The sequence below is a fragment of the Prosthecobacter fusiformis genome, from assembly GCF_004364345.1.
In the GTDB taxonomy this organism is placed as follows: domain Bacteria; phylum Verrucomicrobiota; class Verrucomicrobiia; order Verrucomicrobiales; family Verrucomicrobiaceae; genus Prosthecobacter; species Prosthecobacter fusiformis.
Window position 1 is genome coordinate 1,379,216 of sequence record NZ_SOCA01000001.1, and the last position, 24,135, is coordinate 1,403,350.

The 24,135-nt window shown below is 57.2% G+C and carries 21 protein-coding genes; 11 read left to right on the forward strand and 10 right to left on the reverse strand.

What is annotated here, in order from left to right; genetic code table 11:
• The first annotated feature begins 23 nt into the window (after window positions 1–23).
• Together EI77_RS05440 and EI77_RS05445 are read left to right on the forward strand one after the other, a co-directional pair.
• Complete coding sequence (locus EI77_RS05440; protein ID WP_133793720.1) at window positions 24–2,033, forward strand: ATP-dependent DNA helicase; 2,010 nt, start codon at window positions 24–26, stop codon at window positions 2,031–2,033.
• A gap of 88 nt (window positions 2,034–2,121) precedes the next feature.
• Window positions 2,122–3,612 (forward strand): sulfatase family protein, encoded by a 1,491-nt coding sequence (locus tag EI77_RS05445; protein WP_133793721.1) that lies wholly within the window; start codon window positions 2,122–2,124, stop codon window positions 3,610–3,612.
• A 15-nt stretch (window positions 3,613–3,627) separates the two neighbouring features.
• On the opposite strand, the gene EI77_RS05450 is transcribed toward EI77_RS05445, so the two are convergent.
• The 6 genes from EI77_RS05450 to EI77_RS05475 form a co-directional block, all read right to left on the reverse strand.
• Complete coding sequence (locus tag EI77_RS05450) at window positions 3,628–5,646, reverse strand: FG-GAP repeat domain-containing protein (protein ID WP_133793722.1); 2,019 nt, start codon at window positions 5,644–5,646, stop codon at window positions 3,628–3,630.
• A gap of 1,050 nt (window positions 5,647–6,696) precedes the next feature.
• Window positions 6,697–7,302, reverse strand: coding sequence for a hypothetical protein (locus EI77_RS05455; RefSeq protein WP_133793723.1), 606 nt, complete (start codon window positions 7,300–7,302; stop codon window positions 6,697–6,699).
• Window positions 7,303–7,517: 215 nt separating this feature from the next.
• The gene (locus tag EI77_RS05460; protein WP_133793724.1) at window positions 7,518–9,104 is read right to left on the reverse strand and encodes an FAD-dependent oxidoreductase; all 1,587 of its coding nucleotides are present in this window, start codon (window positions 9,102–9,104) and stop codon (window positions 7,518–7,520) included.
• Between the two features lie 43 nt (window positions 9,105–9,147).
• On the reverse strand, window positions 9,148–10,434 hold the full coding sequence (locus tag EI77_RS05465) for a hypothetical protein (protein WP_208300271.1): 1,287 nt from the start codon (window positions 10,432–10,434) through the stop codon (window positions 9,148–9,150).
• Between the two features lie 129 nt (window positions 10,435–10,563).
• Window positions 10,564–11,736 (reverse strand): sialidase family protein, encoded by a 1,173-nt coding sequence (locus EI77_RS05470; protein ID WP_133793725.1) that lies wholly within the window; start codon window positions 11,734–11,736, stop codon window positions 10,564–10,566.
• A gap of 22 nt (window positions 11,737–11,758) precedes the next feature.
• On the reverse strand, window positions 11,759–13,363 hold the full coding sequence (locus EI77_RS05475; protein WP_133793726.1) for a fucose isomerase: 1,605 nt from the start codon (window positions 13,361–13,363) through the stop codon (window positions 11,759–11,761).
• 153 nt (window positions 13,364–13,516) lie between these two features.
• Between EI77_RS05475 and EI77_RS05480 the strand changes: the two genes are divergently transcribed.
• The 4 genes from EI77_RS05480 (at window position 13,517) to EI77_RS05495 (ending at window position 16,174) form a co-directional block, all read left to right on the forward strand.
• Window positions 13,517–14,221 (forward strand): esterase/lipase family protein, encoded by a 705-nt coding sequence (locus EI77_RS05480; protein ID WP_133793727.1) that lies wholly within the window; start codon window positions 13,517–13,519, stop codon window positions 14,219–14,221.
• 72 nt (window positions 14,222–14,293) lie between these two features.
• Window positions 14,294–14,902, forward strand: a complete 609-nt coding sequence (locus EI77_RS05485) for a septal ring lytic transglycosylase RlpA family protein (protein WP_133793728.1) — start codon at window positions 14,294–14,296, stop codon at window positions 14,900–14,902.
• A 107-nt stretch (window positions 14,903–15,009) separates the two neighbouring features.
• On the forward strand, window positions 15,010–15,540 hold the full coding sequence (gene nuoB, locus EI77_RS05490) for an NADH-quinone oxidoreductase subunit NuoB (protein WP_133793729.1): 531 nt from the start codon (window positions 15,010–15,012) through the stop codon (window positions 15,538–15,540).
• A 64-nt stretch (window positions 15,541–15,604) separates the two neighbouring features.
• Window positions 15,605–16,174, forward strand: coding sequence for an NADH-quinone oxidoreductase subunit C (locus EI77_RS05495; RefSeq protein ID WP_133793730.1), 570 nt, complete (start codon window positions 15,605–15,607; stop codon window positions 16,172–16,174).
• Window positions 16,175–16,212: 38 nt separating this feature from the next.
• Here EI77_RS05495 and EI77_RS05500 read toward each other — a convergent pair whose 3' ends face one another.
• On the reverse strand, window positions 16,213–16,668 hold the full coding sequence (locus EI77_RS05500; RefSeq protein WP_341806005.1) for a 3-hydroxyacyl-ACP dehydratase FabZ family protein: 456 nt from the start codon (window positions 16,666–16,668) through the stop codon (window positions 16,213–16,215).
• Window positions 16,669–16,739: 71 nt separating this feature from the next.
• Here EI77_RS05500 and EI77_RS05505 point away from each other — a divergent pair, with 71 nt between their 5' ends.
• From EI77_RS05505 to EI77_RS05525, 5 genes are read left to right on the forward strand one after another with little or no spacing between them, the layout of a single operon-like run.
• The gene (locus tag EI77_RS05505) at window positions 16,740–17,507 is read left to right on the forward strand and encodes a lysophospholipid acyltransferase family protein (protein ID WP_133793732.1); all 768 of its coding nucleotides are present in this window, start codon (window positions 16,740–16,742) and stop codon (window positions 17,505–17,507) included.
• Complete coding sequence (locus EI77_RS05510) at window positions 17,504–18,274, forward strand: glycosyltransferase family 2 protein (RefSeq protein ID WP_133793733.1); 771 nt, start codon at window positions 17,504–17,506, stop codon at window positions 18,272–18,274. Before EI77_RS05505 ends, EI77_RS05510 begins: the two co-directional genes overlap by 4 nt.
• Entirely contained in the window at window positions 18,271–18,927 is a 657-nt protein-coding gene (locus tag EI77_RS05515; protein ID WP_133793734.1) for a class I SAM-dependent methyltransferase, read from the forward strand. Before EI77_RS05510 ends, EI77_RS05515 begins: the two co-directional genes overlap by 4 nt.
• 60 nt (window positions 18,928–18,987) lie before the next feature.
• The gene (locus tag EI77_RS05520) at window positions 18,988–19,701 is read left to right on the forward strand and encodes a hypothetical protein (protein WP_133793735.1); all 714 of its coding nucleotides are present in this window, start codon (window positions 18,988–18,990) and stop codon (window positions 19,699–19,701) included.
• Window positions 19,701–21,410 carry a GspE/PulE family protein gene (locus EI77_RS05525; protein WP_133793736.1) on the forward strand — a complete coding sequence of 570 codons (1,710 nt, stop codon included), beginning with the start codon at window positions 19,701–19,703 and terminating at the stop codon, window positions 21,408–21,410. Before EI77_RS05520 ends, EI77_RS05525 begins: the two co-directional genes overlap by 1 nt.
• Window positions 21,411–21,439: 29 nt before the next feature.
• On the opposite strand, the gene EI77_RS05530 is transcribed toward EI77_RS05525, so the two are convergent.
• The 3 genes from EI77_RS05530 to EI77_RS05540 form a co-directional block, all read right to left on the reverse strand.
• On the reverse strand, window positions 21,440–22,378 hold the full coding sequence (locus EI77_RS05530; RefSeq protein WP_133793737.1) for a hypothetical protein: 939 nt from the start codon (window positions 22,376–22,378) through the stop codon (window positions 21,440–21,442).
• Between the two features lie 7 nt (window positions 22,379–22,385).
• Window positions 22,386–23,117 carry a hypothetical protein gene (locus EI77_RS05535; RefSeq protein ID WP_133793738.1) on the reverse strand — a complete coding sequence of 244 codons (732 nt, stop codon included), beginning with the start codon at window positions 23,115–23,117 and terminating at the stop codon, window positions 22,386–22,388.
• Between the two features lie 99 nt (window positions 23,118–23,216).
• The gene (locus tag EI77_RS05540) at window positions 23,217–24,131 is read right to left on the reverse strand and encodes a MotA/TolQ/ExbB proton channel family protein (RefSeq protein WP_208300272.1); all 915 of its coding nucleotides are present in this window, start codon (window positions 24,129–24,131) and stop codon (window positions 23,217–23,219) included.
• Between the last annotated feature and the right edge of the window lie 4 nt (window positions 24,132–24,135).

Genomic DNA, 24,135 nt, shown 5'->3' on the forward strand with positions numbered 1-24,135 from the left:
GCCGCCCCCGGCATGATGTGCACATGATCAGTATTCTCGATGCCTCCGACGGCGCTCCCGGCGGCCCTTCGCTCGCGGAGAGGATGCATCATGCCTTTTCCACCGAGGGAAAGCTGGCCCTGTCCCCCCAGTTTGAATACCGGCCGCAGCAGCAGCGCATGGCGCAACTCGTGGCCGGTGCCCTGGAAAAGAACAAGCCCCTGGTCGTCGAAGCTGCGACTGGCGTCGGGAAGTCCCTGGCCTATCTGGTGCCTGCCGTCGAATACGCCCTCCAGCAGGGCCGTAAGGCCATCATCTCCACCCACACGATCAACCTCCAGGAGCAGCTCATCCACAAGGACATCCCGATCGTCAAAAAGATCGTCGGCCCCTTTCATGCCGAACTGCTCAAAGGCCGCAGCAACTACCTGTGCCCCACCCGCCTAAAGAACGCCTATTCCCATAGCGGCGACCTCTTCAGCAGCAGCGAGACGGCCGAGCTACAACTCATCGAAGATTTCTTCCGGGAGAACCCTTCTGCCACGCTGAGCGAGATGGATTTCACCCCGGGTGCCCGCGTCTGGTCCCTCGTCTGTAGCGAGCCCCATGCCTGCACGCCGCGCCGCTGCCCTCCAGGGAGTGGCTGCGTATACCAGGACGTCCGCCGCCGTATGGCGGAGGCGGATGTGCTGGTGCTCAACCATACCCTCTTCTTTACTCTGCTGGCCTCAGCCGAAGAAGGCCCGCTGGCGGAAGATGCCAACTTCATCTTCCCGCGTGACTTCGTCATCTTGGACGAGGCCCACACCATCGAGAACATCGCGGCCAAGGCCTTCGGCATCCATGTCAGCGAATCCAACATCCGCTTTGAACTGGGCCGTCTCTTCAATCCCAAGACCCGCAAAGGCTTCTTCCAGTCCCTGGGGGAACAGGATGGCACGCGTGAAGTTTCCCAATGCATCGGCATGGTGGAAAGCTTCTTCCGCACCGCCGAGAATGCCTGCAAGTTCACCGGGCCTTATGGCAAAGAATTCCGCGTGCGCGAAGCGGGACTCACCGAAGACACCCTTTCCCTGCCCCTTCAGCGCGTGGCCCGTATCGCCACAAAGGCTGGGGACGCCGCCAAGAGTGAGGGCCAAAAGCTGGAACTACTGGACATCGCCAAACGTCTCGGTGCCCTGCGTCTGGCCATCAGTTCATTCCTGGACCAGAGCGAGGAAGGGCACGTCTATTGGGCCGAACGCAGCGGCGGTGATAACAAGATCGTCTCCTTTCACAGCGCCCCCATTGATGTTGCCCCAAAACTGGAGAGTATCTTCTTCACTGGTACCAAGGCCTGCGTCTTCACCAGTGCCACGCTGGGCGTGGGTGATGACGTGAAGCTGAACTACTTTCGCAACCGGGTGGGAGCTTACAAGGCCCAGGCCGCGACCATCGAAAGCCCTTTTGACTTCAAAAAGCAAATGAAGTTATACCTGGTCAAGCGCATGCCCGAACCCAGCAGTGCGCAGTATCAGGATGCGATGATCGAGCAGATCGAATACTTCCTTGGCCTGTCCAAGGGCCGCGCCTTCGTCCTCTTCACCAGCTACAGCCAGATGACCGCACTGGCCGACCGCATTGAGGACTTCTGCCTGGATCACGGCTGGCGTTTGCTCGTTCAGGGAAGAGGCATGCCCCGGCACCAGATGCTGCATGAATTCAAGAAGGACACCCACAGCATCCTCTTTGGCACAGACAGCTTCTGGACCGGCGTGGACGTCCCTGGCGAGGCCCTGAGCAACGTCATCATCACCCGCCTCCCTTTTGCGGTGCCGGATCACCCCGTCACTGCCTCCCGCATGGAATACCTGGAGGAGCAGGGCCTCAACAGCTTCAGCGAATACAGCGTCCCCGAGGCCATCCTCAAGCTCCGTCAGGGCGTCGGTCGCCTCATCCGCACCCAGAACGACAAAGGCATGGTCGTCATCCTCGACAACCGTATCCTCACCAAGCCCTACGGCCGCGCCTTCATGGCCAGCCTGCCGGATTGCCCCACAGAGATTGTCGGCTGACATCGCTCTGGTGATCCGAGAAAATGTGTCCGAAACGCGGATAAAACGTCAGTGCATTGCGTTACCAGTGGCACATCAAAAACCCATCATGTTTCGCCTACTTCTGCTTCTGCCCATTCTTTTCACATCGTTTGTTAGTGCAGCCGAGCGGCCTAACATGATCTTGTTTATGGCAGATGATGTCAGTTGGGATGATCTCGGATGTTACGGCAATGCAGCCGCCCGCACACCCAACCTGGACAAGCTGGCCGCCAATGGCCGCCGCTTTGATGAAGCCTACCTGACCGCCAGCAGTTGCAGCCCCAGCCGCTCCAGCACCATCACGGGACGCTACCCGCATAACAATGGCCGCGCCTCCGAACTTCACCAGCCCATTGCCGCCCACCTGCCCTGGTTTCCACGTCTGTTAAAGGACTCAGGTTATTACACCGCACTCGTCGGCAAGCACCACATGACCTCAGACGAGCCAGCTAAAGGTGAACAGCCTCAGCCAGCCCCCTTTGACCACTTCGATATCGGCAATAAACCCGGTAACAAAGGCGGTCATGCAACGTGGGTGAAGACCCTGCAAGAGCGGCCCAAGGACAAGCCTTTCTTCTTCTGGTTTGCCTCCCTGGATGCTCACCGAGACTGGGATGCGGACAAGGATTGGAAGGAAGAGCTTTACGGACCCAAGCACGATCCCGCCAAGGTCATCGTACCGCCCTTCCTAACTAATGATGCAAAAACGCGCCAGGACCTGGCCTCTTACTACAATGAGATCACCCGGCTGGATTACTTCGTTGGTCAAGTCGTTGCGGAGCTTGAGAAGCAGGGCGCACTGGACAATACCCTGCTGCTCATGATGGCCGACAACGGCCGTGCCTTTCCACGAGCTAAGACCCGTCTTCATGACTCCGGCATGAAGACGCCCTTCATCGCCCACTGGCCTGCGGGCATTGGCAAACCCGGCACCTCCAGTCAGTCCCTCATCAGCACTATCGACATCGCCCCCACTCTGCTGGAACTGGCCAAGGTTCCTGCTGCCCCCACCATGCAGGGCGTCAGCTTTGCCCCCGTGCTGACCAACCCTCATACGGAGGTACGCAAGCATGCCTTCTCTGAACATAACTGGCATGACTATGCCGCTCATGGCCGCTCTGTACGATCCGAGGGCTTCATCCTGATCCGTAACAACCGGCCGCAGGAGCCGTGGCAAGGCCCGGCGGACTCAGTACGCTCACCCTCCTACTTGCAACTGCTGAAGGCCCGTGAAGAAGGCAAGCTGACCCCGGCTCAAGCCGATGTCTTCCAGGCCCCAAGACCTGCCGAGGAACTTTACCGCAGCGACGTTGATCCTAACCAACTTTCCAACCTGGCGAATGATCCCGACTACGCCACCGTGAAATCCCGGCTGGCCAAGCTGATGGATGAATGGGCCGACCAGACGGGTGACAGTGTGCCCGCAGACATGTCCCGCGACATGTTTGACCGTGAAACAGGTGAGTCACTCTACAAGCGCCGGGACCACTCCTACCGAGGCACCCCTCCGGGATGGGATCGAGACGCGGCCCGGAACAATGCTCCGGGGCCACGATAGACGCGCATCCTGCTTTTACTTCGTCTTCGGATTGCGCATGTAATAGAGTCGGCCGTCTTCGGCACCGCCGACGAAGTCAGGGAGACCGTCTTCGTTGAAGTCCACGGTGGTGGGGCTGACGTCGTGGCCTTCAATGTTGGCATCGGAGAGCAGGCCTTCATCGGTGAAGAACCATTTGTCATCGGCATTGCTGGTCTGGCGGATGAAGTTTGCGTTGGCGGAGTTAAGCAGGATGTCTAGCTTGCCGTCGCTATCCCAGTCCATGATGCAGATCTTACGACGACCGCTTTTACCTGCGATGCCGGCATTCAGGCGTAGGGGTTCACCAGGTTTCATGTCCAGTGGATTGCGAATTTTGATGTGCGCGAGGGCTGTGTCCACCAGGCCCTGGGGCTTGGCGGCTTTATCCGCACAGAAGATACGCTGGGGATGCTGGAGGAGCAGTTTGCCATCCGTTTTGGTGCGCTCAAAAAAGGCCAGGTAACCCTCCTGGTCGAGCATGACGAGGTCCATGAGACCATCTTTGTTCCAGTCCACAGCTACCGGCGTGGTGCGCCACTGGGTGAGCAGGCCCTTGCCATTGCCTTCAGGGCGCAGCCAGCCATAAGCGAGATGGGGCTGGGGGCCGTTCCATTCGACTTCGATGGGCTGGGCAGCAGCCAGCTTGGGGGCGGCACGAGTGCCGATGTTTTTATACCACACCACTTTACCCAGAATGGAATTCAGCAGGAGGTCAGGAAGACCGTCGCCATCCCAGTCACCCACGGTCTGGGTGCTGTAGCCCCACTTGGCCTCGCAGGGCCCCTGGATGGATCCATTGGGACCGGCCATGGGGCGGATGACTTTGCCGTCTGCCTCCAGGCGCACTGGCGCGGCCCACTTGGGATTCTCCACCCCTTTACCACTGAGGTTCTCAAAAAAGGCGACATAACCAGCTGTGTTACCACAAAGAAGATCCGTGTCCCCGTCACCATCCCAATCGAATCCGACGGGTGTCACCAGGGAGCCAAACTTGAGATCAGCGGCTTCCTGCTTGAAGTAAACAGGCTCTTTGAAGACAGGAACTTTTTCAGCAAAGGCACCCGTGTTTTCGATGAACGCGACACGACCGTCTTCGTCACCGACGATGAGGTCTAGGTCGCCATCTTTGTCCCAGTCTATGGCGGTGGGAGTAATCATCTCCAGGTCCATGGTCAGGTATTTACCGGCGTCGGTTTTGACTCGCTTGACCAGGGCATACTTGGGCTTGGTGCGGGTGCCGACGTTTTCGAAATACGTGAAACCGTCCAGGAATTCGCCGCAGAGGAGGTCGAGGTCGCCATCGCCGTCGAAGTCGGCAAAGTTAGGGGAAGGCCAGCCGAAGGTTTCCACGGGCCGGTCTGTGGCCATGACCTTTTTTGCTTTGTCATACTTTGGCTTGTCGTTGGTGCCGGTATTGCGCAGCACGTAAACGTATCCGCGAAGGGGACCATTCATCCAGCGGCCATTGGCATCATAGGCATTGTCCCAGCCGTATTCGGTCCAATCACCCACGCCGACGATGAGGTCGTTGTTGCCGTCACCATCAAAGTCCACGATGCGCCACATGTTGGCGCGGACTTTGTTCATGTGGATGTTTTTATCGGGTCCCAGTTTGACCTCTTTTTCGATGCCTGTTTTGAGAAAGTCCGGATGGATCATGCCGGGGGTAGTGACCACCGGTTTACCATCCACATAACTGACCTGGACATTCTGTGCACCCTTGCTGAAACGGACGCCGGCCTTGAAGACGGGCATCTTGTTTTTGGCGGTATCGCCGGAGGTGTTTTCGAAGAAGTAAATGCCGTTGGAGGGTTTGTCTGGGCAGTTGACCACGAGGTCCAGATCACCATCACCATCGAAGTCCATGGGCAGCGGCCAGGCCCAGAGACCGACGCCAAGATCCACCACCAGACCAGGATTGTTATACTTGAGCGGGGTCAGTGTATCACTGGCGGAGGCGGAGCCGCAGAGGAGCGCGGAGAGCGCAAAGAGGCAGAGAGAGGAAGGCTTCATGGTCGGTCGGTTGGGAAGACGGGGAGTCCAACGGCAGCTTGGGAGGGTTTGTTTCCTGGCACAATCTTTTGCCGCTGCGTATTCTTGCTGGGTGGTTGACGATGTTTGACTTGGTGAATCTGGCATGAGCATGCAGCCAACCCTGAATTTGCAGCCGTGGGGTGGGGGATTGGCTAGAAAAGCGGGCTGTTGGCGAGCTAGAACTCTGGAATACTTTAGGGCTCGAAAAGCGGCATCTTGGGGAATGGGGATGAATTTTAATTTATCCCCATTTGGGGATTTATTGGGTTACTATCTTGAAAATCAATGAGTTGCGATGGGGATGAGTTTTCCCATGGAATCCCCACGCGGGGAGGATGGGGAAAGTATGGGGGATTGGGGACTGCATGGATATGACTGGGTGGACGGTTTTGGAGGTGCCTTGTGTGATATGTTGCATATTATTTAATATCGTTTACTGATTATGATTTGCAAGTCTGTGAAAGTTAACGGCAGCCTGGACTTGCTCAGCCGATAACGGCTAGACATGCCGTGTGACACCCAACTCTCCTTTGATGGTCCACAAAGAGAACTTGCCGTGCTAAGGAATCAAGGTCGCCCGATGACTCAGCAAAACTGGGCCCATACCCACTCGGCAGATAGCGAAGTTGCGGCAGGTGTTTCGATGGCGGTATTTAGCGTCACGCTTTGCCTTCAAAGTTGAAGATATAGATGCAGCAGACCCAGCAATTGAAGGGCTAAAATACAAGCATTGGGTGGCTGCGATAATCAGGCTTCCCAATCTGTTGGCGTATCCGCTGACCGTGCCTCGATACCCGAAAAGAAAAAGCAAGGTGGCGATCCCGCCCGTTATGCACTGCTCTATCGGATGAGCCAGTCCAGATGGGGCCCAGAAGCTCAGCCACATCAGCATTACGATCCACTGCGCCAATGCCACTAGCGCACTATATCGGGCGAACACCGGGTTCCAGGGATCATGCCGGGAAAACCAGAGCCAGCGATGTTTGGAGTATTGTGACATCGGCAATGGGCATAGCACCATCCAACCTATCAACGTCGGGCTGCAGATGAAAACGTTCCCGAGGAAAACTCTTTAACGGCTTCCTGCTTGGCTTCGTCAATGGATTGCCGCATGACCTTGGTGAACTCTTCATTGAGGCCTAGCCATAGGACATTGGTCTCTGTGCCGTTGATCTTTTTCTGCCAGGCAAGAGCTCCCGAGGGGCTGCGAAGTTTGAGATCTACCCCCACGTTATGCCAGGTGGTGGTGAACAGATCCATCCAAAACTCATACACGTCACCCTCCAAGACGGGAATATTGCCGGGGGCGGTACCTTTTCCTTCGACAATGGTCTGGTAACCGGACGCACGTAGGGCATCGGCCACGGCATCCGTCATGAGGCCGGAGACGCCTTCGCTGTTCTTAATGGCCAGATTACCCAGCACCATTCCAAAACCATTGCGCTTATTGCCGATGATCACTTTATCGTCCACTTGGCGAGAATCCGTGAACTGCTTCACGTAGATGGTGCCACGTTGTTGTCCAGAGCTCGAAAGAGGGGTATGATCTGCCTTAATTTTGGTGGTTCCCATGGCGCACTGGGACAAAGAAACGGTGACGCTGACCAGAAACAAGAGGCGAAGGATTTTGTGCATGCTTCGGAAGATTCTTCGGAATATCCAGTGCATCAATCTTAATTTACAGAAGTATTGTGCTTCGGGGTATTCTTCCTGTGTCGCCTGAGCGAAGACCTTGCTAATATGATGCAGGATGAGGAGAGACTGGGAGAAGGGTGGAGTGGTGAAGACGACGCTCTATGACAAACTTATTTCCGGCTAAAGCCGGGACAACAGAGCGCTGGATGCGGTTGCTATTTCGTCACATGCCTCAGGACTTGGCCTTGCTTCAACAGGAGTTCCTGTAGCTCTGGGAGGGGGACTTTTCTTGGGGGGAGTTTGTGATGGATGGAGAGGTGGGCGGCGATGCCGGCGGCTTGGCCGAGGGCCATCCAGGTGGGCTCCATGCGGATGGAGGAGAAGGCGACGTGGGTGGTGCTGGCGGCAACGGGAACGATGAGGCCATCCACGATTTCCGGGATCATGATGCGGTAGGGAATCTCATAAGGGCGGGTGATGTAATCGAGCATGCCGAGGTAACCCTCCAAAACGATGGTATCCCCGGGCTGGCGCTTGCTGGCGGGGAAACTGTCGATGGGGAATTCGCCAACGGCGATGCTATCGGCATGGTGCTTGGGCTGCTGGCCCTTGCCGGTGATGTCGTGCTGAGTGAGGGTGTATTCGCCCATGAGGCGGCGGCCTTCACGGACATAGAGCTGCCAGGGGAAACCGGCATTGTCGGTGAATTCGTCCTTGGGCAGGTGAAGTTCGTTGGCGATCTTGCGATGGGCTTCGGGGACTTCGGGATCGTTTTGCAGGAACCAGAGGAGGCCGAGGGTGAGGCTGCGGTGCTTTTCACAAATGCGCTGGCGGGTGGCGTTGTCTCCTTTGATGTAGCCTTTGTTTTCCTCAGGGAATGGGAAGCCGAGGGGGCGGGGGTTGATGTTGACATCGGTTTTATTATTTGGGATGTCGGTGACGGAGAGGGAGCGGACGAGGGTATTAAAATGGGCGGGATTGTATCCACGGCCGGGCTTGAAAACTTTGGGTCCGGCGAGGCGGCCAGCCTTGAGGTCATCGAAATAACCGAGGTAGGCAGTGCGGTCATAACCGGGCGGGGGCGCGGTCATGGGCAGGGCATTGGCGGGATCTTTAGTTAGGCAGAGACGATAGGTATAAGCGGGCAGGCGGTCATCGGCAGCGCCGGTGCTGCCGGGAAGGAATTCATGGGTCTGGTAATCGAAATAGACGACGCCGGCATGAGGTTCATCGAACTCCTGGCGGGACTCGCGACCGAGGCGGAAACGGGCTCCGGCGGCGGCATATAGATCCCCCTCATAGGTGGCATCCACGAAGACCTGGGCGACCAGGTTATGGACGATGGATGCCTGATGGTTCACTATCTCAATGCTTGTTAGGCGATTGTCCTCCACTTTGACCGTGCGAAGACGCCAGCCTTTAAGGACGGTGATGCGGGCCTCTTTGGCCAGCATGGTGAGGAACACTTTTTCGGCGACGGAGGGCTCGGCATAATAACCTTCGTTGCAGAGCTTGGTGGATTCATGATCCTTCCCATAGGTGGTGAGGTAGTGGTCATAGACGCCGGTGATGAATTCCTTGAAGATGCCACCGATCATGGCGCGGTTTTCAATGTCGCTCTTGCCGAGGCCGCTGGTGGTCATGCCGCCGATGTGGTTGTGAGGCTCCACCAGGGTGACGGTGCGGCCCTGGCGGGCGGCACTGATGGCGGCGGCGATACCACCCGGGGTGCCGCCATAGATAATGACATCCGCAGCCGAGGCGCTCAAAGTGAGAAGTGAGAGAATTAGGAAACGAAGCATGCTGGATGAAACGGCGGAGTGAGATGTGAGGAAAACGACGAAGTCACGGTTTAACCTCAAGAACGGCATGCCGGCGGGCCTTCCAGTAGGCGGCCAGATGGTAAATGATGCCGCAACTGGAGTTGTGCTGGTAATCGAAGTTGCTGAGCAGTTGGCTCAGCGAGGTGCGTTGAGATTCGGTGGCTGATGAGGGATCCGCCATGAGCAGGACGAGTGCGGATTCACCCGCTTCACGGCTGATATGCCAGATTTCACGAAACGGGCCCCACTGGGGGTTGGGGTAGCCTTTTTGATCTTTCCACACGGGAACTGTGCGCCAATCCGGCCCGAGCATCTGCATTTCCTCAGGCGTCTTTTTACCGATGCTGGCCAGTATGCTGGTGAACCTCTTGGCGGCGAGGCTGCGGACGTGCAGCATTCTGGCATGGATGGTGGCCTTCAGTGTCGGGTCTGGCTCCAGGTCATGGAGAACTTCCAAAGAGCACTGCATCTGCAAGAGGGCATAAGCGGGCTTGTCCGGGTCTGGGTTGGCGGATTGCTCAATGGCTTCGGTGACGTAATGCCGCCATTGCTTGTGATAGCGCTCATCCCGAGTGACGTCCCAGGCGGCGGCGTAGATCATAGGGAGGCGGGCGGCCTCATGAGGCTTGACGTTCCACATGCGGCAAATGCCGAGTGGGCAGCGGGCACCGTCGGCACGGCAGAAGTCGTAATCGTTTTCAGGCGTGACAAAAGCGATCATGCGCTCGGCCACGTCTGCGATGATTTTACGGGCCTCAACGCGCGTGGTCTCATCGGACAAAGGGCTGTGGTAATACTGCCAGAGGCCGTGGACAAAGTGGGTGACCTGGTCCCGTGAAGAATTGATATAGACGCCTTTGCCATCCTCAGGACAGACATTCCTGGCGACGAAGCCGCGGACTCCGTGCACGGTGGCGCAGAGGCGCAGACCGGCGAAAACTTCAGCCGCTTGACCGCGTAGTGCATCCTCTCCAGTGACGGCGAATCGATCGCACAATACGCTGAGCATCGCACCGCCCAGGATGGCTCCGTCCTCCATGCCGGTGCTGTAACCGCAGGGATTTGGATACTGGCGGCGGACCTCCTCTGCGGTGGGTAAATGCGCCTGCTCTTTGCCCTTTTCGTAGCTGCTGAGATAGTCTGCAAAGGTATGGACCTGGGGCAGATAAAAGCGGGTCCAGGTGACATCCCAGGCCTTATCCATTTGCATGCTAAGTTTCGCATCCTCTGCACTGGACCCGCCCGGGGCAGTGATCCCAGATGAAGCTGAAGTTGCGAGGATGGCAAAGAGGAGGAAGGTCTTGAGCATGGATGAATAAGGAAGTACTCTTCTTACTCGAGAATCCCGCCGACTGTTACAAAAGGAATGCCTCGTTCTGAGGTACCGGGATCAAAGGCATCCTTTTTGGGACTCGCCCTGGGCGCTACTGGAGTCCTTTTATTGGCGAAGACGCTCAATCTCATCGAAGGAGATTTTGACGACTTCGATGGTCTGCTTGCGACGCGAAAAGGCGACGAGGAGGTAGCCGTCCTGCTCGATGACGTGTGGGTATTGAAACGTTTCTGTGGAAGCGGAGCGCAGCGGGTTGGTTATTTTAGGGTCTGCACTGAGTTTTTCAGGAATCGGCAGGGCGGCCATGCGGGTGAAGGTAACGCCATTATCCGAGGTGGAGAGGCTGAGGGGATTCCGCTGCTTCGGGTTGGCATTGGAGACGAGGACATAATAACCACGACTGGTGCGGAGGCCGAAGAATTTACTGGTGGCATCGGGGAAGTTCGTCTTCTCCGGGGCAGTCCAAGTGCGGCCGTTGTCGCTGGAAACGGCCCGGTAAAAACGGAAGGAGCCGCTGTTGTCACGAAAGAGGCCGAGGAGGCGGTTGTCGGGCAGGGTCCACCAGTCTGGCTCCTCAGGGGCGAAGCCTTCACCCTTATAGGCGACGAGGGGAACGGCCTTCCAGTCCAGAGGCGAGGTGACTCCACCAAACATCATGGAGACCTTACGCTCGTGATCCCGGCGCAGCATGCCATACTCTCCGTTAGGCATTTTTTGTGGCGGGAAGTTGTTGATGGCATCGTCCATCATGAGGCCGAGTTCTTTCCACGACTGGCTCTCCGGCTGCCATTCCCAGGCGAGGAGTTGCAGGCTTTTGCCAAAGAAGTGGACCTTGCCTTTTTCATTGAAGGCTTCGTCATGACTGACGATGGCGAGGAGCCTGCCATCCCGAACCCAGAGGCCGCGCGCGATGTAGCGAAAGCCTTCTTTGGGGGAAGGCGGCATGAGTTGTTTATCTTCACTCCATGTTAGGCCGTCAGGGCTGGTGGCGTAGCGAACATGCTGGGTGGGATTGTCCTCAATAACGGGGCCATGGCTCCAGATGCACCAGTATTTCCCCTCATGAAAGGCGAGGTAATTGTGCAGGCGAAATTTCCACTTGGGATCACCATGGGTGACGAGGGCATGTTCTCCCTTCAGCACCTGCATTTGGGTGAAGTCGATCTTGGTGGGGTCCTGACCCGTACCGGGGAGGTCCAGCATGGGAGGGAGACCGGCGGCGGGGGTGAGGGTGGTGAACAGGGCGAGGCATGCCAGCGAAAGGAGCGGGGCTTTCATGAGAGGATTGTTATATTTATCCTTAGCCCAATTTCACATCACCGCAGAGAGAAACGTGGATGCCTAGCTCGCTCATGGCGGCGGCTTTGATGCGGGCGGCGCGGTGGGCTTGTTTTTCGTTGGGGGTGTAAACGACCTGGATGTGGTTGGACTTGTGGCGGGCCATCATCTGGTCGCGGGAGACGCCTTTGAGCACGGCGTGCATGATGGGCCATTGGGGGGTGGTTTCCTGCCAGCGGCGGTCGGTTTCCTCAGCGGGGAGTTTCACGACTTCGGCGACGCCAATGTCGCAGTGCAAGGCACCGTCCATGACAAAGACGCGGCTCCAGACGATGTGGCCGGGCTTGCTGATGCCCTTCATGGTGCCGCCGCCAAGACGGAAGTACATGGAGGGCTGGCGCTCAGTGCTAGCACCTTTCCAACCGCCGATGAAGTGGGCAGGAGGTGCGGCACCGCTGATGAGGAGAACCCAGACGTAATCTTTGTTATACTTTTGACCCCAGCGGAGGTCATGAAGGGTATTTTCTGGAGCGAAGCCGAGCTCGCGCCAGAGGCGATAGGTGACGAGGCCGTCCAGGCCGGCGCATTCATCCACTTCATTGAAATGGGGGAGGGCCTCGCCTTCAAAGAGGATGCGTTTGCCATCGGCGCTGTGGACGGGAGGGCGGTCGGCGTTGTTGAGCATGCCTTCAACGAGGTCGCTGGCGGGGGTGAGGTCCTTAAGTCCCTGCTGATACTGGATGCCGATGGCATCGCAGCCGAATTCGTCGGCAATGCGGACGGCGGCGATGTACATTTTACACTGGAGGAGGATTTGTGGCTCGGTGAGCTCGGTGGCTTCATCCTGGCCTAACTGCATTTGCAATCCTTTTTTCTTCAGCCAGGCATACACGGCGGCGGCATCGTCATCACTGACGGTCTGCATGGCGGCATAGAGGGTGGACTGGCTGAGCCGCTCCTTGAAGCAGCCGGTGGAGTGAAAGAGATTATCCGGCACGATGGCATTGTACATGCCCATGCAGCCTTCATCGAAGACGCCGAAGATGGCTTTGTTATTGCGGAAACGGCGGCCGAAGTCGCGACCGAGGGTGTCATCATCGCCAGGGATTTTAAGCAGGGAGAGATCGCGGACGTGAGACTGGTCATGGGTGACGCTGCCAGTATCGAGCCATTCGCGGAGGCCGTTTTTAAAGAAGGGATCGGTGAAGGTTTCGCTCCAAAGAGTGGAGTAGCTGACGCCGGCCTTGGTGAGGGAGGCATTCAAGTTTAGCAAACCGACTAGGCCGGGCCACTGGCCGCTCCAGTTGGCGACGGTGAGGATGGGGCCGCGATGGGTGGTGAGGCCGGCGAGGACGTGATGAGAATACTGCCAGACGGCCTCAGCGACGATGAGGGGTGCATCGGGATCTATGGTGCGGAAGACTTCAATGCCCTCGCGCTGGCTGGCGATGAAACCGTGCTTTTTTTTCGCATCATACGGATGCGCACGTTTGACCTCGTAACCTTCGGCCTTGAGGGCTTTGGCGAGAGCGTCCTCCATGGCCTTTTGAGCAGGCCAGCAAGTTTGGTTGGCGGAAAGGCGGAGGTCGCCGCTAGCGACGAGCTGAATGGTACGATGGGTGGGCATGATCAGTCATAGCTTGTTCCAAAGCCCCCTGAGCAGGCAATGCAACGCTGCTGATCATTCTTGCTGGGTGTTTGACGATTCTTGATCATGTGTTGCATGGGAACCGGGCAAAGCGGCGGTTGACCTGATGTAAATGCGGGTAAGAATCCACCTATGAGAAACACCCAACGGGACATCGTGGTTTTGATCCACGGGCTTGGGCGCAGTGCCCGAAGCCTGCTGGCTGTGCGTTTCTGGCTATGGAGGGCAGGATACCGGGTGGCAAGCGTGCGCTATCCCTCCAGGAAGATGACTGTCGAAAAGGCGGTGAATGAGCGGCTGATGCCCACGCTGGAAAAGCTAAAACCTGCTGAAGGAGGTCGAGTGCATTTTGTGACTCATTCACTGGGTGGCATTCTCTTCAGAGCCTGGGCAGCCAAGCGCAATCCAGATTTTCCGTTGGGCAGGACGGTGATGCTGGGGCCGCCCAACCAGGGCAGTGAGGTGCTGGAGCAACTGGGGCATCTGCCGTGGCTGAGGCGGCTGCTAGGGCCCGTGGTTTTGGAACTGGGTGAAAATGAACACAGTGTGCCCAGACAGTTGGGACCGGTGCCGCCGGGAACGGGAGTCATCATGGGGAATAAACCCGTGATCCCTTTTTTCCGTCATCTGCTGGGTCCTGAATCCGACGGAATCGTGACGGTGGCAGGCGGCTGGGTGGAGGGGCAGGCAGATTTTATGGTGACCCCGGCGGATCACACCTTCATCATGTGGCGGCCAGTGGTGCTGCGGGCGGTAGAGCACTTTTTAAAGAACGGCTCCTTTTTGCCCCAGCCTGTGTGGTCCATGGAGGGCGGACTGGCGGGTGCTGCCACTTAGTTTAAGGAAAAGACGACTTCGCAGAATCTAAGGATGACGCGGTAATGATTTTTGTGTAAGACCTTTGTCAGCATGTTTTGTCGCTGGTTTTTTTATCTCGCCATGCTGGCGCTCGTCAGTTGTGCCTCCCGCCCGCCTCCATACCAGGAGCAGGGGTGGGCATCCTACGTGGCGGACCACTATACAGGACGGCCCACTTCTTCAGGAGAGATCTACTATCCACAGGCCTATACTGCGGCCCACACATCCCTGCCCTTTGGGACGGTGGTAACGGTAAAGAACATCATGAACGGTCAAAAGGTCAATGTGACGATCAATGACCGCTTTCCGTATTATCCAGGGCGGGTGATCAATTTGTCCAGCATTGCGGCGCAGAAGATCGGCATTCCGTATATGCAGATGGGGCAGGTGGAACTCACGGCAGAAAACGTGGGCCAGGGCAGCTATGGGCAGAGGGGATACGCCCAACAGCCTGCGTATCCGCAGCAGCAAGCGACCTATCCCTCTCAACCTGCGTATGGTGGATATAATCCACAGCCCGCTGCCACCTATCCGACATACCCTAGCTCCCCAGCAGCGACAGGTGGTGGCTACCAGGTACAGCAGCCCGCAGGCAGCACACCTTATGCGCCCGGTTATAATGGGGGCGGCGGAACACCGCCAGGGCTGCAAACCTATTGATTCCAGCGCAGGAGTGTATCTGGAGCTTGTGAAAACTTTCACAAACGGGTTGCCGGGGGGGGAGGCGGGGCGTATTTCTTGCGCTGTTAACCCTTTTCCCCAAAGCCATGGTCGCCCCTGCTGAAACTCACGCCGCCTACGATTCTAAAATCGAGGGCAATGTCGTCTTCACTAAGCTAGATTCAGCGGTCAACTGGATGCGCAAAAACTCGCTCTGGCCGATGCCCATGGGACTGGCCTGCTGCGCCATTGAGATGATGGCCTCCGCCTGCAGCCGCTATGACCTCAGCCGTTTTGGCATGGAAGTGATGCGGTTTTCCCCCCGCCAGGCGGATGTGATGATCGTGGCGGGCACGGTGACTTATAAGATGGCTCTGGCTGTGAAACGCATCTGGGACCAGATGCCGGAGCCGAAGTGGTGCATCGCCATGGGTGCCTGTGCTTCCAGTGGCGGCATGTACCGCAGCTATGCGGTGCTGCAGGGCATTGATCACCTGATCCCGGTGGACATTTACATCTCCGGCTGCCCTCCACGCCCGGAGGCACTTATGGAAGGCCTGATGCGCCTCCAGCGTAAGATTGACGGTGAGCATTCTGTCTCTGAACAGAAGAAGGAACTCATCAACGACCTGTCTTAATCCCCCAGGTCGCTCCCTAAAAATCGTCAAAGTTCAATAAGCTCAAGCTGTCACGAATCGTATCATGAACGCCGCGCAAATGGTCACTGCCCTGAAGGAAAAGTTCGGCGAAGCCGTGCTGAGCACCACCGAATTTCGTGGAGAGCAGACACTGCAAGTCACCCTGGCAGGGGCCAAGCCGCTGCTCAAGTATTGCCGTGATGAGCTGAATTTTGACTATCTGGTGGATATCTCCAGCCTGGATCACATGGGCCAGGAGCCGCGTTTTGAAATGGTGTATGAAGTGTATGGCTACGGTCATCACCAGCACCTGCGGATCAAATCCCAGATCCCAGATGACCAAGAGCCGACGACCGTCAGCGACATCTGGCCGACGGCTGACTGGCACGAGCGTGAAGTCTGGGACATGATGGGGATCAAATTCGCCGGTCATCCGGACCTGCGCCGTATCCTCATGTGGGAAGGGTATCCTTACTTCCCGCTGCGCAAAGATTTCCCTCTGGCCGGCAAGCCGAGTGATATGCCGGACGTGGGCTTTACAAACATCGCCCCGATGGCTGACGGTCCTTTTGTAACGAGTGCGGGTGCTCCGGATACGGTGGCACGGGAACCTCGGGCCAAAAGGGTGGACTAAAGGCAGGCGCACACACTGGTGCGACCATGACGGAGAATTTATTCCTCTCCGCTGAGGATGATGCTGCCCGTGGCAAGACGGGTGCCATCTGAAGTGATAATTTCCCCGCTTACCTGGACGAGACCAGGCATCACGGCATCTCTTTTGGCAGTAATAGTGAGAGTTTCCCCAGGTGGAATGCTGCCCAAGATTTTAAACTGACGGACGGCGGTGAGACGGACATTTTTAAGAGGCTGATCACCACGGTCACTCTGTGCCAGAATACCGCCCAACTGGGCCAGGGCCTCAATCATGATGACACCCGGAAGCAGAGGCTGACCAGGAAAATGGCCCTCAAGGAAGGCTTCATCCCCTTTCAATGTCCAACGGGCCGTGGCAGTGATGCCAGGTTCCATGGATACCATTTCATCGATAAAGCGAAATGCACGACCGTGCGGGAGTGCGGAAAGGGCTTGGACAAGCGATGCGGGCTGAAACATAATCGGCGCCCTCATACTCCATGCCCTAAGCTTGTGCCAATCCAGAAAAAACAACTCCCACGACGCTCTGAGCCGGTCTGAACGTATTGCCCAATCCTTACCGCATGCTGGACCGATTACGCCTAATCACCGCCTGGATAGCGAGCCTGCTATACTGGATTTTCGGGGGAACCGGTTTTTTGCTACTGTGCCTGCTGCTGCCAGTCGTTTTTAATGAAGATGATGCAAAAATGGTGGGCCAAAGTTTCCTGCGCACGGCGTTTCGGGGATTTCTCAAGCTGCTAAGCTGGTTTGAAATCGTCGAATGTGAATATGTGGGGTTTGAGCGGCTGAAGGATCAGCAAGGGGGAATGATCGTGGCACCGAATCATCCGGCGCTATGGGATGCAGTGTTTGTGCTGGCGGAGGTTGACCACATGGCCTGCGTGTTGAAAGCATCCCTGATGTGTAATCCGATTTTGTTTGGCGGGGCGACAGCCGCCGGCTTCATCCCCAACGAACCTACTCATAAAATGCTACGTCAATGCATTGACATGCTTAAAGGAGGGGGACGTCTTCTGTTTTTCCCTGAAGGAACACGCACACGTGCGGAGAATGGGGAACTCAACCCCTTTCAGGGCGGGCTGGCGCTGGTGGCCAAAAACGCAGGAGTGCCAGTCTGGCCAGTTTATGTGAAAACGAACAGCCGGTATCTGAACAAAGGCTGGCCCCTGTGGCGACTGCCGACGGAGAAAGTGAGCCTTTCCATGACGGTGGGAGAGCCATTGCATTTCCCTGCAAATGGTGATCCGCAAACTTTTCTCAATGAACTGCGTCAGTGTTATTTGACCGCCTTGAAATCCCCAGCCGCATGAAGATCCTGGTCCTGATACCTAGCTACAACACGGGCCGTATTCTGCCGCAAACAGTCGCCGAAGTGCTGACGCACTGGCCAGATGTGTGGGTAGTGATGGATGGAAGCACCGATGGCAGCGAAGCACTGCTAGAGCCGCTGAAGGAAACGGCCCCAGGTCTGAAAGTCATCTCCCTGGAAAAAAATGGAGGCAAGGGCGCAGCCGTACTGCATGGGACCCGGCTTGCGCATGAGGCAGGATACAGCCACGTGCTGACGATCGATGCAGACGGGCAGCATCCGTCCCATGACATCCCCCGTTTTATTGCCCTCTGTGAAAAATATCCAGGTGCTGTGATGATGGGCACGCCGGTCTTTGGCCCGGAAGCCCCCCAGCTGAGGGTGCAGGGGCGCAAAATTTCCAACATGTGGGCAAATCTGGAAACGCTAAACTGGGGTATCCCGGACACGTTATTTGGCATGAGGCTGTATCCTGTCCCGCTGCTGCTGCGCGCCTTTCGGGGAACGATCTGGGCACGACGGTTCGACTATGATACGGAGATCGCAGTGCGTCTGGCCTGGCAAGGAGTGCCCATGCTGGCCGTGCCGACGACTGTTCGCTATCTGACCCAAGAAGAAGGCGGCGTTTCTCAGTTTCGCTATTTTCGGGATAACACTGTGCTAACGTGGATGCATGCGCGGTTGCTATTCGGGTTTGCCTGGAGGCTGCCCCTGCTGCTGCTGCGCCTGGGGCGCGGAGGCAACCCACTACGCAAAGTCTCTGCATGACGCCCACCCTGGCCCAACTTGAAAACATCGCTGCACTGTGTGAACGGCGCTGGGATTTCTTTTACACACGCTCCAAACTGGCCAGTGACCCTGTTTATCAGGCCGTGGTCAAGGAGATCGGCCAGACTGACCTGCCCGTGCTGGACATCGGCTGCGGCATCGGCCTGCTGGCGCATTACCTGCGCACTTGCGGGCATACGGCACCGATCACAGGCTTTGACTATGACAAGCGCAAGATCGCCAGCGCGATGGATATGGTGGTGAAGTCTGGAAACCAGGGGCTGGCCTTTTCAGCCGGGGATGCGCGGACGGGGCTGCCCGACTTTAGCGGCCATGTGGTGATCCTGGACATCCTGCAATTTTTTACCATGGAGGAACAGAATACTCTGCTGGCAGCGGCGGCGGCACGAGTGGCCCCTGGGGGCAAACTGGTAATCCGCACCTGTCTCCGTGACGCCTCACGACGTTATAAAATCACGGTTCTGGGGGATTATCTGGCGAAGATGACCTTCTGGATGAAGGCGGCGCCGACGGCTTATCCGGAGGCGGACCAGTTCCGCCAGGTGCTGTCAGATTCCGGTTTGAAGGTGGAAATATCCCCGTTGTGGGGTGGCACTCCGTTTAACAATCATCTGATTGTGGCGCAACGGTAACACTGTGATTCAACGCCTGCCTGGACAACGCTGTCCATTTCCGCTAGAAAAACCGCCCACATGCCGTCCCCCCATCGATTCCCCACCCTGTTGCTCGCTGCCCTGTTATGGGTGATGGGCATTTCAGGCGCAGCGGCCCAGTGGCTGGTCTATGAATTGCGATTCACCCCCGAGGAAGAATCGGTCAATTTCAGCTTCTATACAGGCGGCTATGTGGTGGTCCCCGCAGAGGGTGGAGCGGCGACTGTTTTGCTGACGACGGAGGATGGAGGCCGTTTTTATGCCGTGGCTGAGAGCAGCGGCAAGTTTTTCATGGCGGCCAATGCCAGTGTGCGAAAGGCTGTCTTTGCTGCGGCAGCGCTGACGGGCACCTCGCAGTCTTTTTATACGGCCTCAGGACATATGAACCGCTCACTCCTGCTGAGCGGGAATGGTGGAACCCGCTCCTGGAGGGTGGCTGAAAGCCTGACGGGCAGGCTGATGACGGCGGATGATGAATCCTTTACCGGCCCTTCCGCCGACGGATCGCTGGGCGTGGTGGGCAGTGCGCTGATGCTGGGGACGCTGCGGGAGGACCTGACGGCGAATGCGAGCGCGGCTTTCACCACGCAGAATGCTGCGACGGCGTATCTCATCGAACTTTTGGAAAAATACGGCTATGTGCCGGACGTGGGCAGCCTGCCAGCACCGCTCATTTCCTCTGATGAGGCAGCGATGATCGATGCCAGCCTGTTCCCTGTTGAAATCCATGGCCAGGGTCCGGCCCAAGACTGATGAAAAATATTCGCCAAGCTTTGGTCCAATGCCTGGAGGCCTCAGGCGGCTCCGGTATCCCCCTCCCTATCGCGACGCCTAGTTCGTCCGTGATCAACCAGCTCCTGGACATGGGCGCTCTGGATGAAGAGTCCTTCCTATCCCAACTGGCGGTGAGGGTGGGGCTGGGATACGTCTCCACACCGCTGCCGGACAGTGCGGATGCTCCAGAGATGAAGCGACTGTTGCCGCCGAGGGTGGCTCTGAAACACCGGCTGCTGCCTTTGAAAATCGAGGAGGATGAAATCACCGGGGCTAAAAAGCTGATCGTAGCCGCCTATGATCCCTTTGACCTCATTGGCCGTCAGGCGGTGGCACGTGAGGTGGATGCACCTGTGCGTTGGCAGATCGCCCCGCGTAAACGTCTGCTCAATGCGATGCGGGACTTTTACGGGGTGGGTGCAGATACCTTTGAAGAGATCCTAAAAGGCCGTGACGTGGACGGCTCAGACCTGGAACAGCGTGACGAGGCGAACATCATCGATGCAGATGATGAAGAGGCCTCCGTGGTCAAATTTGTGAATACGGTGATCCGTGAGGCCCTGGAACAGCAGGCGACGGACATTCATGTGGAGCCCATGGAAGACAAGCTGCGGATGCGCTATCGCATCGACGGACGGCTGCGTGAGGTGCCGGTGCCGGAGAACATCAAGCAACTCCAGCAATCCGTGATCGCCCGTCTTAAAGTGATGGCGAAGCTGGACATCGCGGAGCGCCGCCTGCCGCAGGACGGACGCATCAGCCTGCAGATCGCTGGCCAGCTCATTGATGTCCGTGTGGCGACGATCCCGAGTGTGGAGGGGGAAAGCATTTCCCTGCGTTTGCTGGGTCAGGAGAAATTCAACCTGGACCGCTTGCGCATTGAGACAGACCTGCGCGGCGAGATCGAAGTGCTGCTGAAAAAGCCGAACGGGATCATCCTTGTCACCGGCCCGACCGGATCTGGGAAATCGACGACGCTTTACACCTTTCTAAGCCAGCTCAACACAGAGCACCGGCGCATTGTGACCATCGAAGATCCAGTGGAAAACAAACTGCCGGGGGTGGTTCAAATTGCGGTGAGGCCGGAGATCGAGCTGACCTTTGCCACCGGCCTGCGCAGCATCCTGCGTGGTGACCCGAACGTGGTCATGGTGGGGGAAATGCGCGACCTTGAAACGGCTGAAATCGCCATCCGTGCAGCTTTGACGGGTCACTTGGTCTTCAGCACGCTGCACACGAACAATGCCATCGGCGGGATCATGCGTCTGGTGGACATGGGGGTGGAGCCGTTCCTTGTGGCGACTTCCGTGCGTGCCTTCATCGCCCAGCGTCTGGTGCGCCTGCTTTGCACAGCCTGCCGTGAGCCTGAACCTGAAGCAGAAATGAAGCTGCGGGAGCTGAAATATACGGGCCCTATACGGACCCAGGTCTATCGGGCCAAGGAGGGCGGGTGTGAAGCCTGCCGCCATACCGGCTATAAAGGACGAATGTCCATCTATGAACTGGTGCGCCTGACGCCGGCGATGGGAGAACTGATCACCCACAAAGCGAGCAGCGCACAGTTGATGGTGCAGGCCTATAAGGACGGCTACCGCCCGATGCGTGAATACGGGGTGCGCAAAGTCCTGGACGGGAATACCACGATCGAAGAAGTGATCAGTGTGACCGTTGCGGAATCCGAGCAATAAAGTCTCCGTTGGAGATAGAGCCCCATTGCTTACAGTGGCGAGGGGGCGGCACCTTCTTTACTGAATTTAATGGCATCGAACTCACCGTAGGATTCCAACCCGTACTCGATGCCGGTTTCGATGATGAGCTGCTTAATCTCACGGAAGGTGGCGAATGAATCCGGATAAATGTAAATGGTGAGGTAGCCGCCAGTCTGTTTATGATGGAGAAAAAGCTGTTTGAGCTGTTCCCAGTCCCGTCTCACCAGCAAGCCCTCGGTCTTTTTGGGATGAGCGATGAAACCTTCATCCGCCTCATGAGCGCGACGAACCGAAGGCGTGGCTTTGCCCTCCGCATCCGTCAAAGGAAACACCTCACCATACCTTAAGATGACAGGCCGGGGGTCTTTGGTCTTGGGTTTTTCACGAGGCATCCGAAGCTGCTCAATGTTCTGATTTTCGCTGGCATCCGCCTGGCGGGTGAGACGCTGAAGCCGCTCCGTGACATGATCTGCCTTCAATTGCGCGGCCTGGAGCTGAGACTGAATGTCCGCCAAGCGCGCAGCTTCCGCGATGGACTGCTGCCGCAGGGTGGCAAGCTCCCGGCCGGGATCTACGGAGGCGGCCTGCCCCCGCTGGCGTTCCTGACGGGTGCGCTCATCCTGATCAAGGCGAAGACGCTCGACGGTGGCGCGGAGTTCATCACGCTCGGCGACGAGGAGACGTAGCCCGCGATTATCCTGAATTTTCAATTCCTCCAGCAACATTTCCAGGCGTGCTTTTTCCTCCCGGGCAGCCTCAATACGACGCTCCAGCAGAAGGCCTTTTCCATGAACATCTGCAACGGGTGAAACCGGGGTGGGCTCAGGCTCACGAGTAACCAGGGCCAACAGGCAGGCGATGAGGATGATGCTGCCAAAGACGTTGCACAACGTGTCTAAAAGAAGGTCAAAGCTATCGGCAGGAGCCTGCTGGCGGTGATTTCTCATGGCAGGGCTATTTGAATTCCAACTGTATTTCCTCGGGAATCAGGTCATATCCGATCTCATATCCCCAATGCCGGGCACGGGAGGTGACTCCGTCAAAATGCTGGGCACCGGAGGGCTTAAAGTAAAAAACGAGGTAATGAGTCGCTGGTGAAAAGGAACTGAGATTTTCCAGCATTTCAGGAATGGAATAAGCAGTGCGCGAGGGGCCACCATCAAAGCGCTGAATGATCCAAGGCGGTTGCTGGACGAGAATGAGGACGGGTTCTTTGGATGTATCGCTACGCTCCGGGATAAGGCGGAGGACATTGCTGCGGTCACGAGTTTTAAGCAGGCGTGATTCGGCTTCTTTGACCTGGTTTTCCACTTCGGCCATTTGGGTGGCGGCATCGGTGACACGGCGGGAGGTTTCCTCCTGGGCACGCTTGATTTCTTCGATGTGTGTCAGCAAATTTTGCTTCTCGATCTGGGCCTCCCGGTCTGGATCTGAGAGGGGGACACTTTCACTGGTGAATGTGTCTGCGGAAAGGCGGAGGACGGAGGCTTTCAAGGCCTCAATGGCGCGTTTCAAGGCGGGACCGTCTTCAGCAGGGAGTTTTTGGAGGGCTTTCACTTCTGCATTGAGCAGTGCATTTTTAGCAGCGAGATCCGCCAGCTCTATGTCATTGAGGCCAACGCCATCCGCATCTTTGCTGAGGGTGGCTGCATCGTTGACATTCAGTGCGAGGAAAACAGCAATCATGATCAGAAAGCCTGCGGTCCCCGTGATGATATCCTGAAAGGCAAAAAAGCCTGAAGCAGGAGTCGCATGTCTGGAGAATCGAGACCTCATGGACGTGAATCAGTGAGAGGAAAGCTTGAGCTTACCCGCCACATGTTTGTGACAGATGTCATTGCAGGCATCCAAAAACTCGGACTCCCGGGCCTGAAGGAAGCTGACAATCAGCTGCAAGGCCAGGGCACAGACGAGGGCGATGAGAGTGGTATCAAACGCGGTGCCGAGGCCGCCAGTAACGGTCTGCATGGAGGAGCGGAGACTGTCCATGCCAGCCCCGGACTGGAGGGTATTGGTAAAGCCCCCGATGGCCTGGCTGAGGCCAAGGACGGTGCCGATGAAGCCCAGAACCGGAATGGCCCAAATGAACCCTTGGATGAGGCCATAACTGGAGGCGACCTGGGCCTCATCATTCTCCGCCTGGATTTTCAGGATGGTGGCTACATCCGAGGCGTGACCGATGTTATGGAGGTTGGCCAAGGCAAGATCAATGCGGTTCAGCAGGACAAAATGGTGGGGATTATCCACCATGACGGACATGCGCTCGCGGACGGATCTGGCGGTGGCCGGAGTGAGCTCAAAATCCGGCTGCTGGGGCATGACCGGCAGAGCCAGTGCCTGCTGCTGGAGCACGGTCTTGCGCCACTTGAAAAATAAGATGGAGAGTGCCCAGAAAAAAAGCAGCACCGTGGGATAAGGACAGGGGCCGCGATCCAGAAACATGCTGGCGAGCCACTGCGACTGCGGCCAGCGCTGGAGGATGAGAATGACGCCTGTGAAAAAGGCGACGGTGAGCAAAATGCCCAAGAGGAAAGGCAGGCTCTTGCCAGGATTGGTGAACCGTCCACCGCGAAAACCCAGTCTGCGCTCAATGTCCCGGCGGGACCAATCCAGCAAAACGGGTGTGTTTTGAAAAGGATTGCGCGGCAGGTGGCTTTCAGCACCGGATGGCAGTGGAGGAACGGCAGGTGTATCTGACATGAAA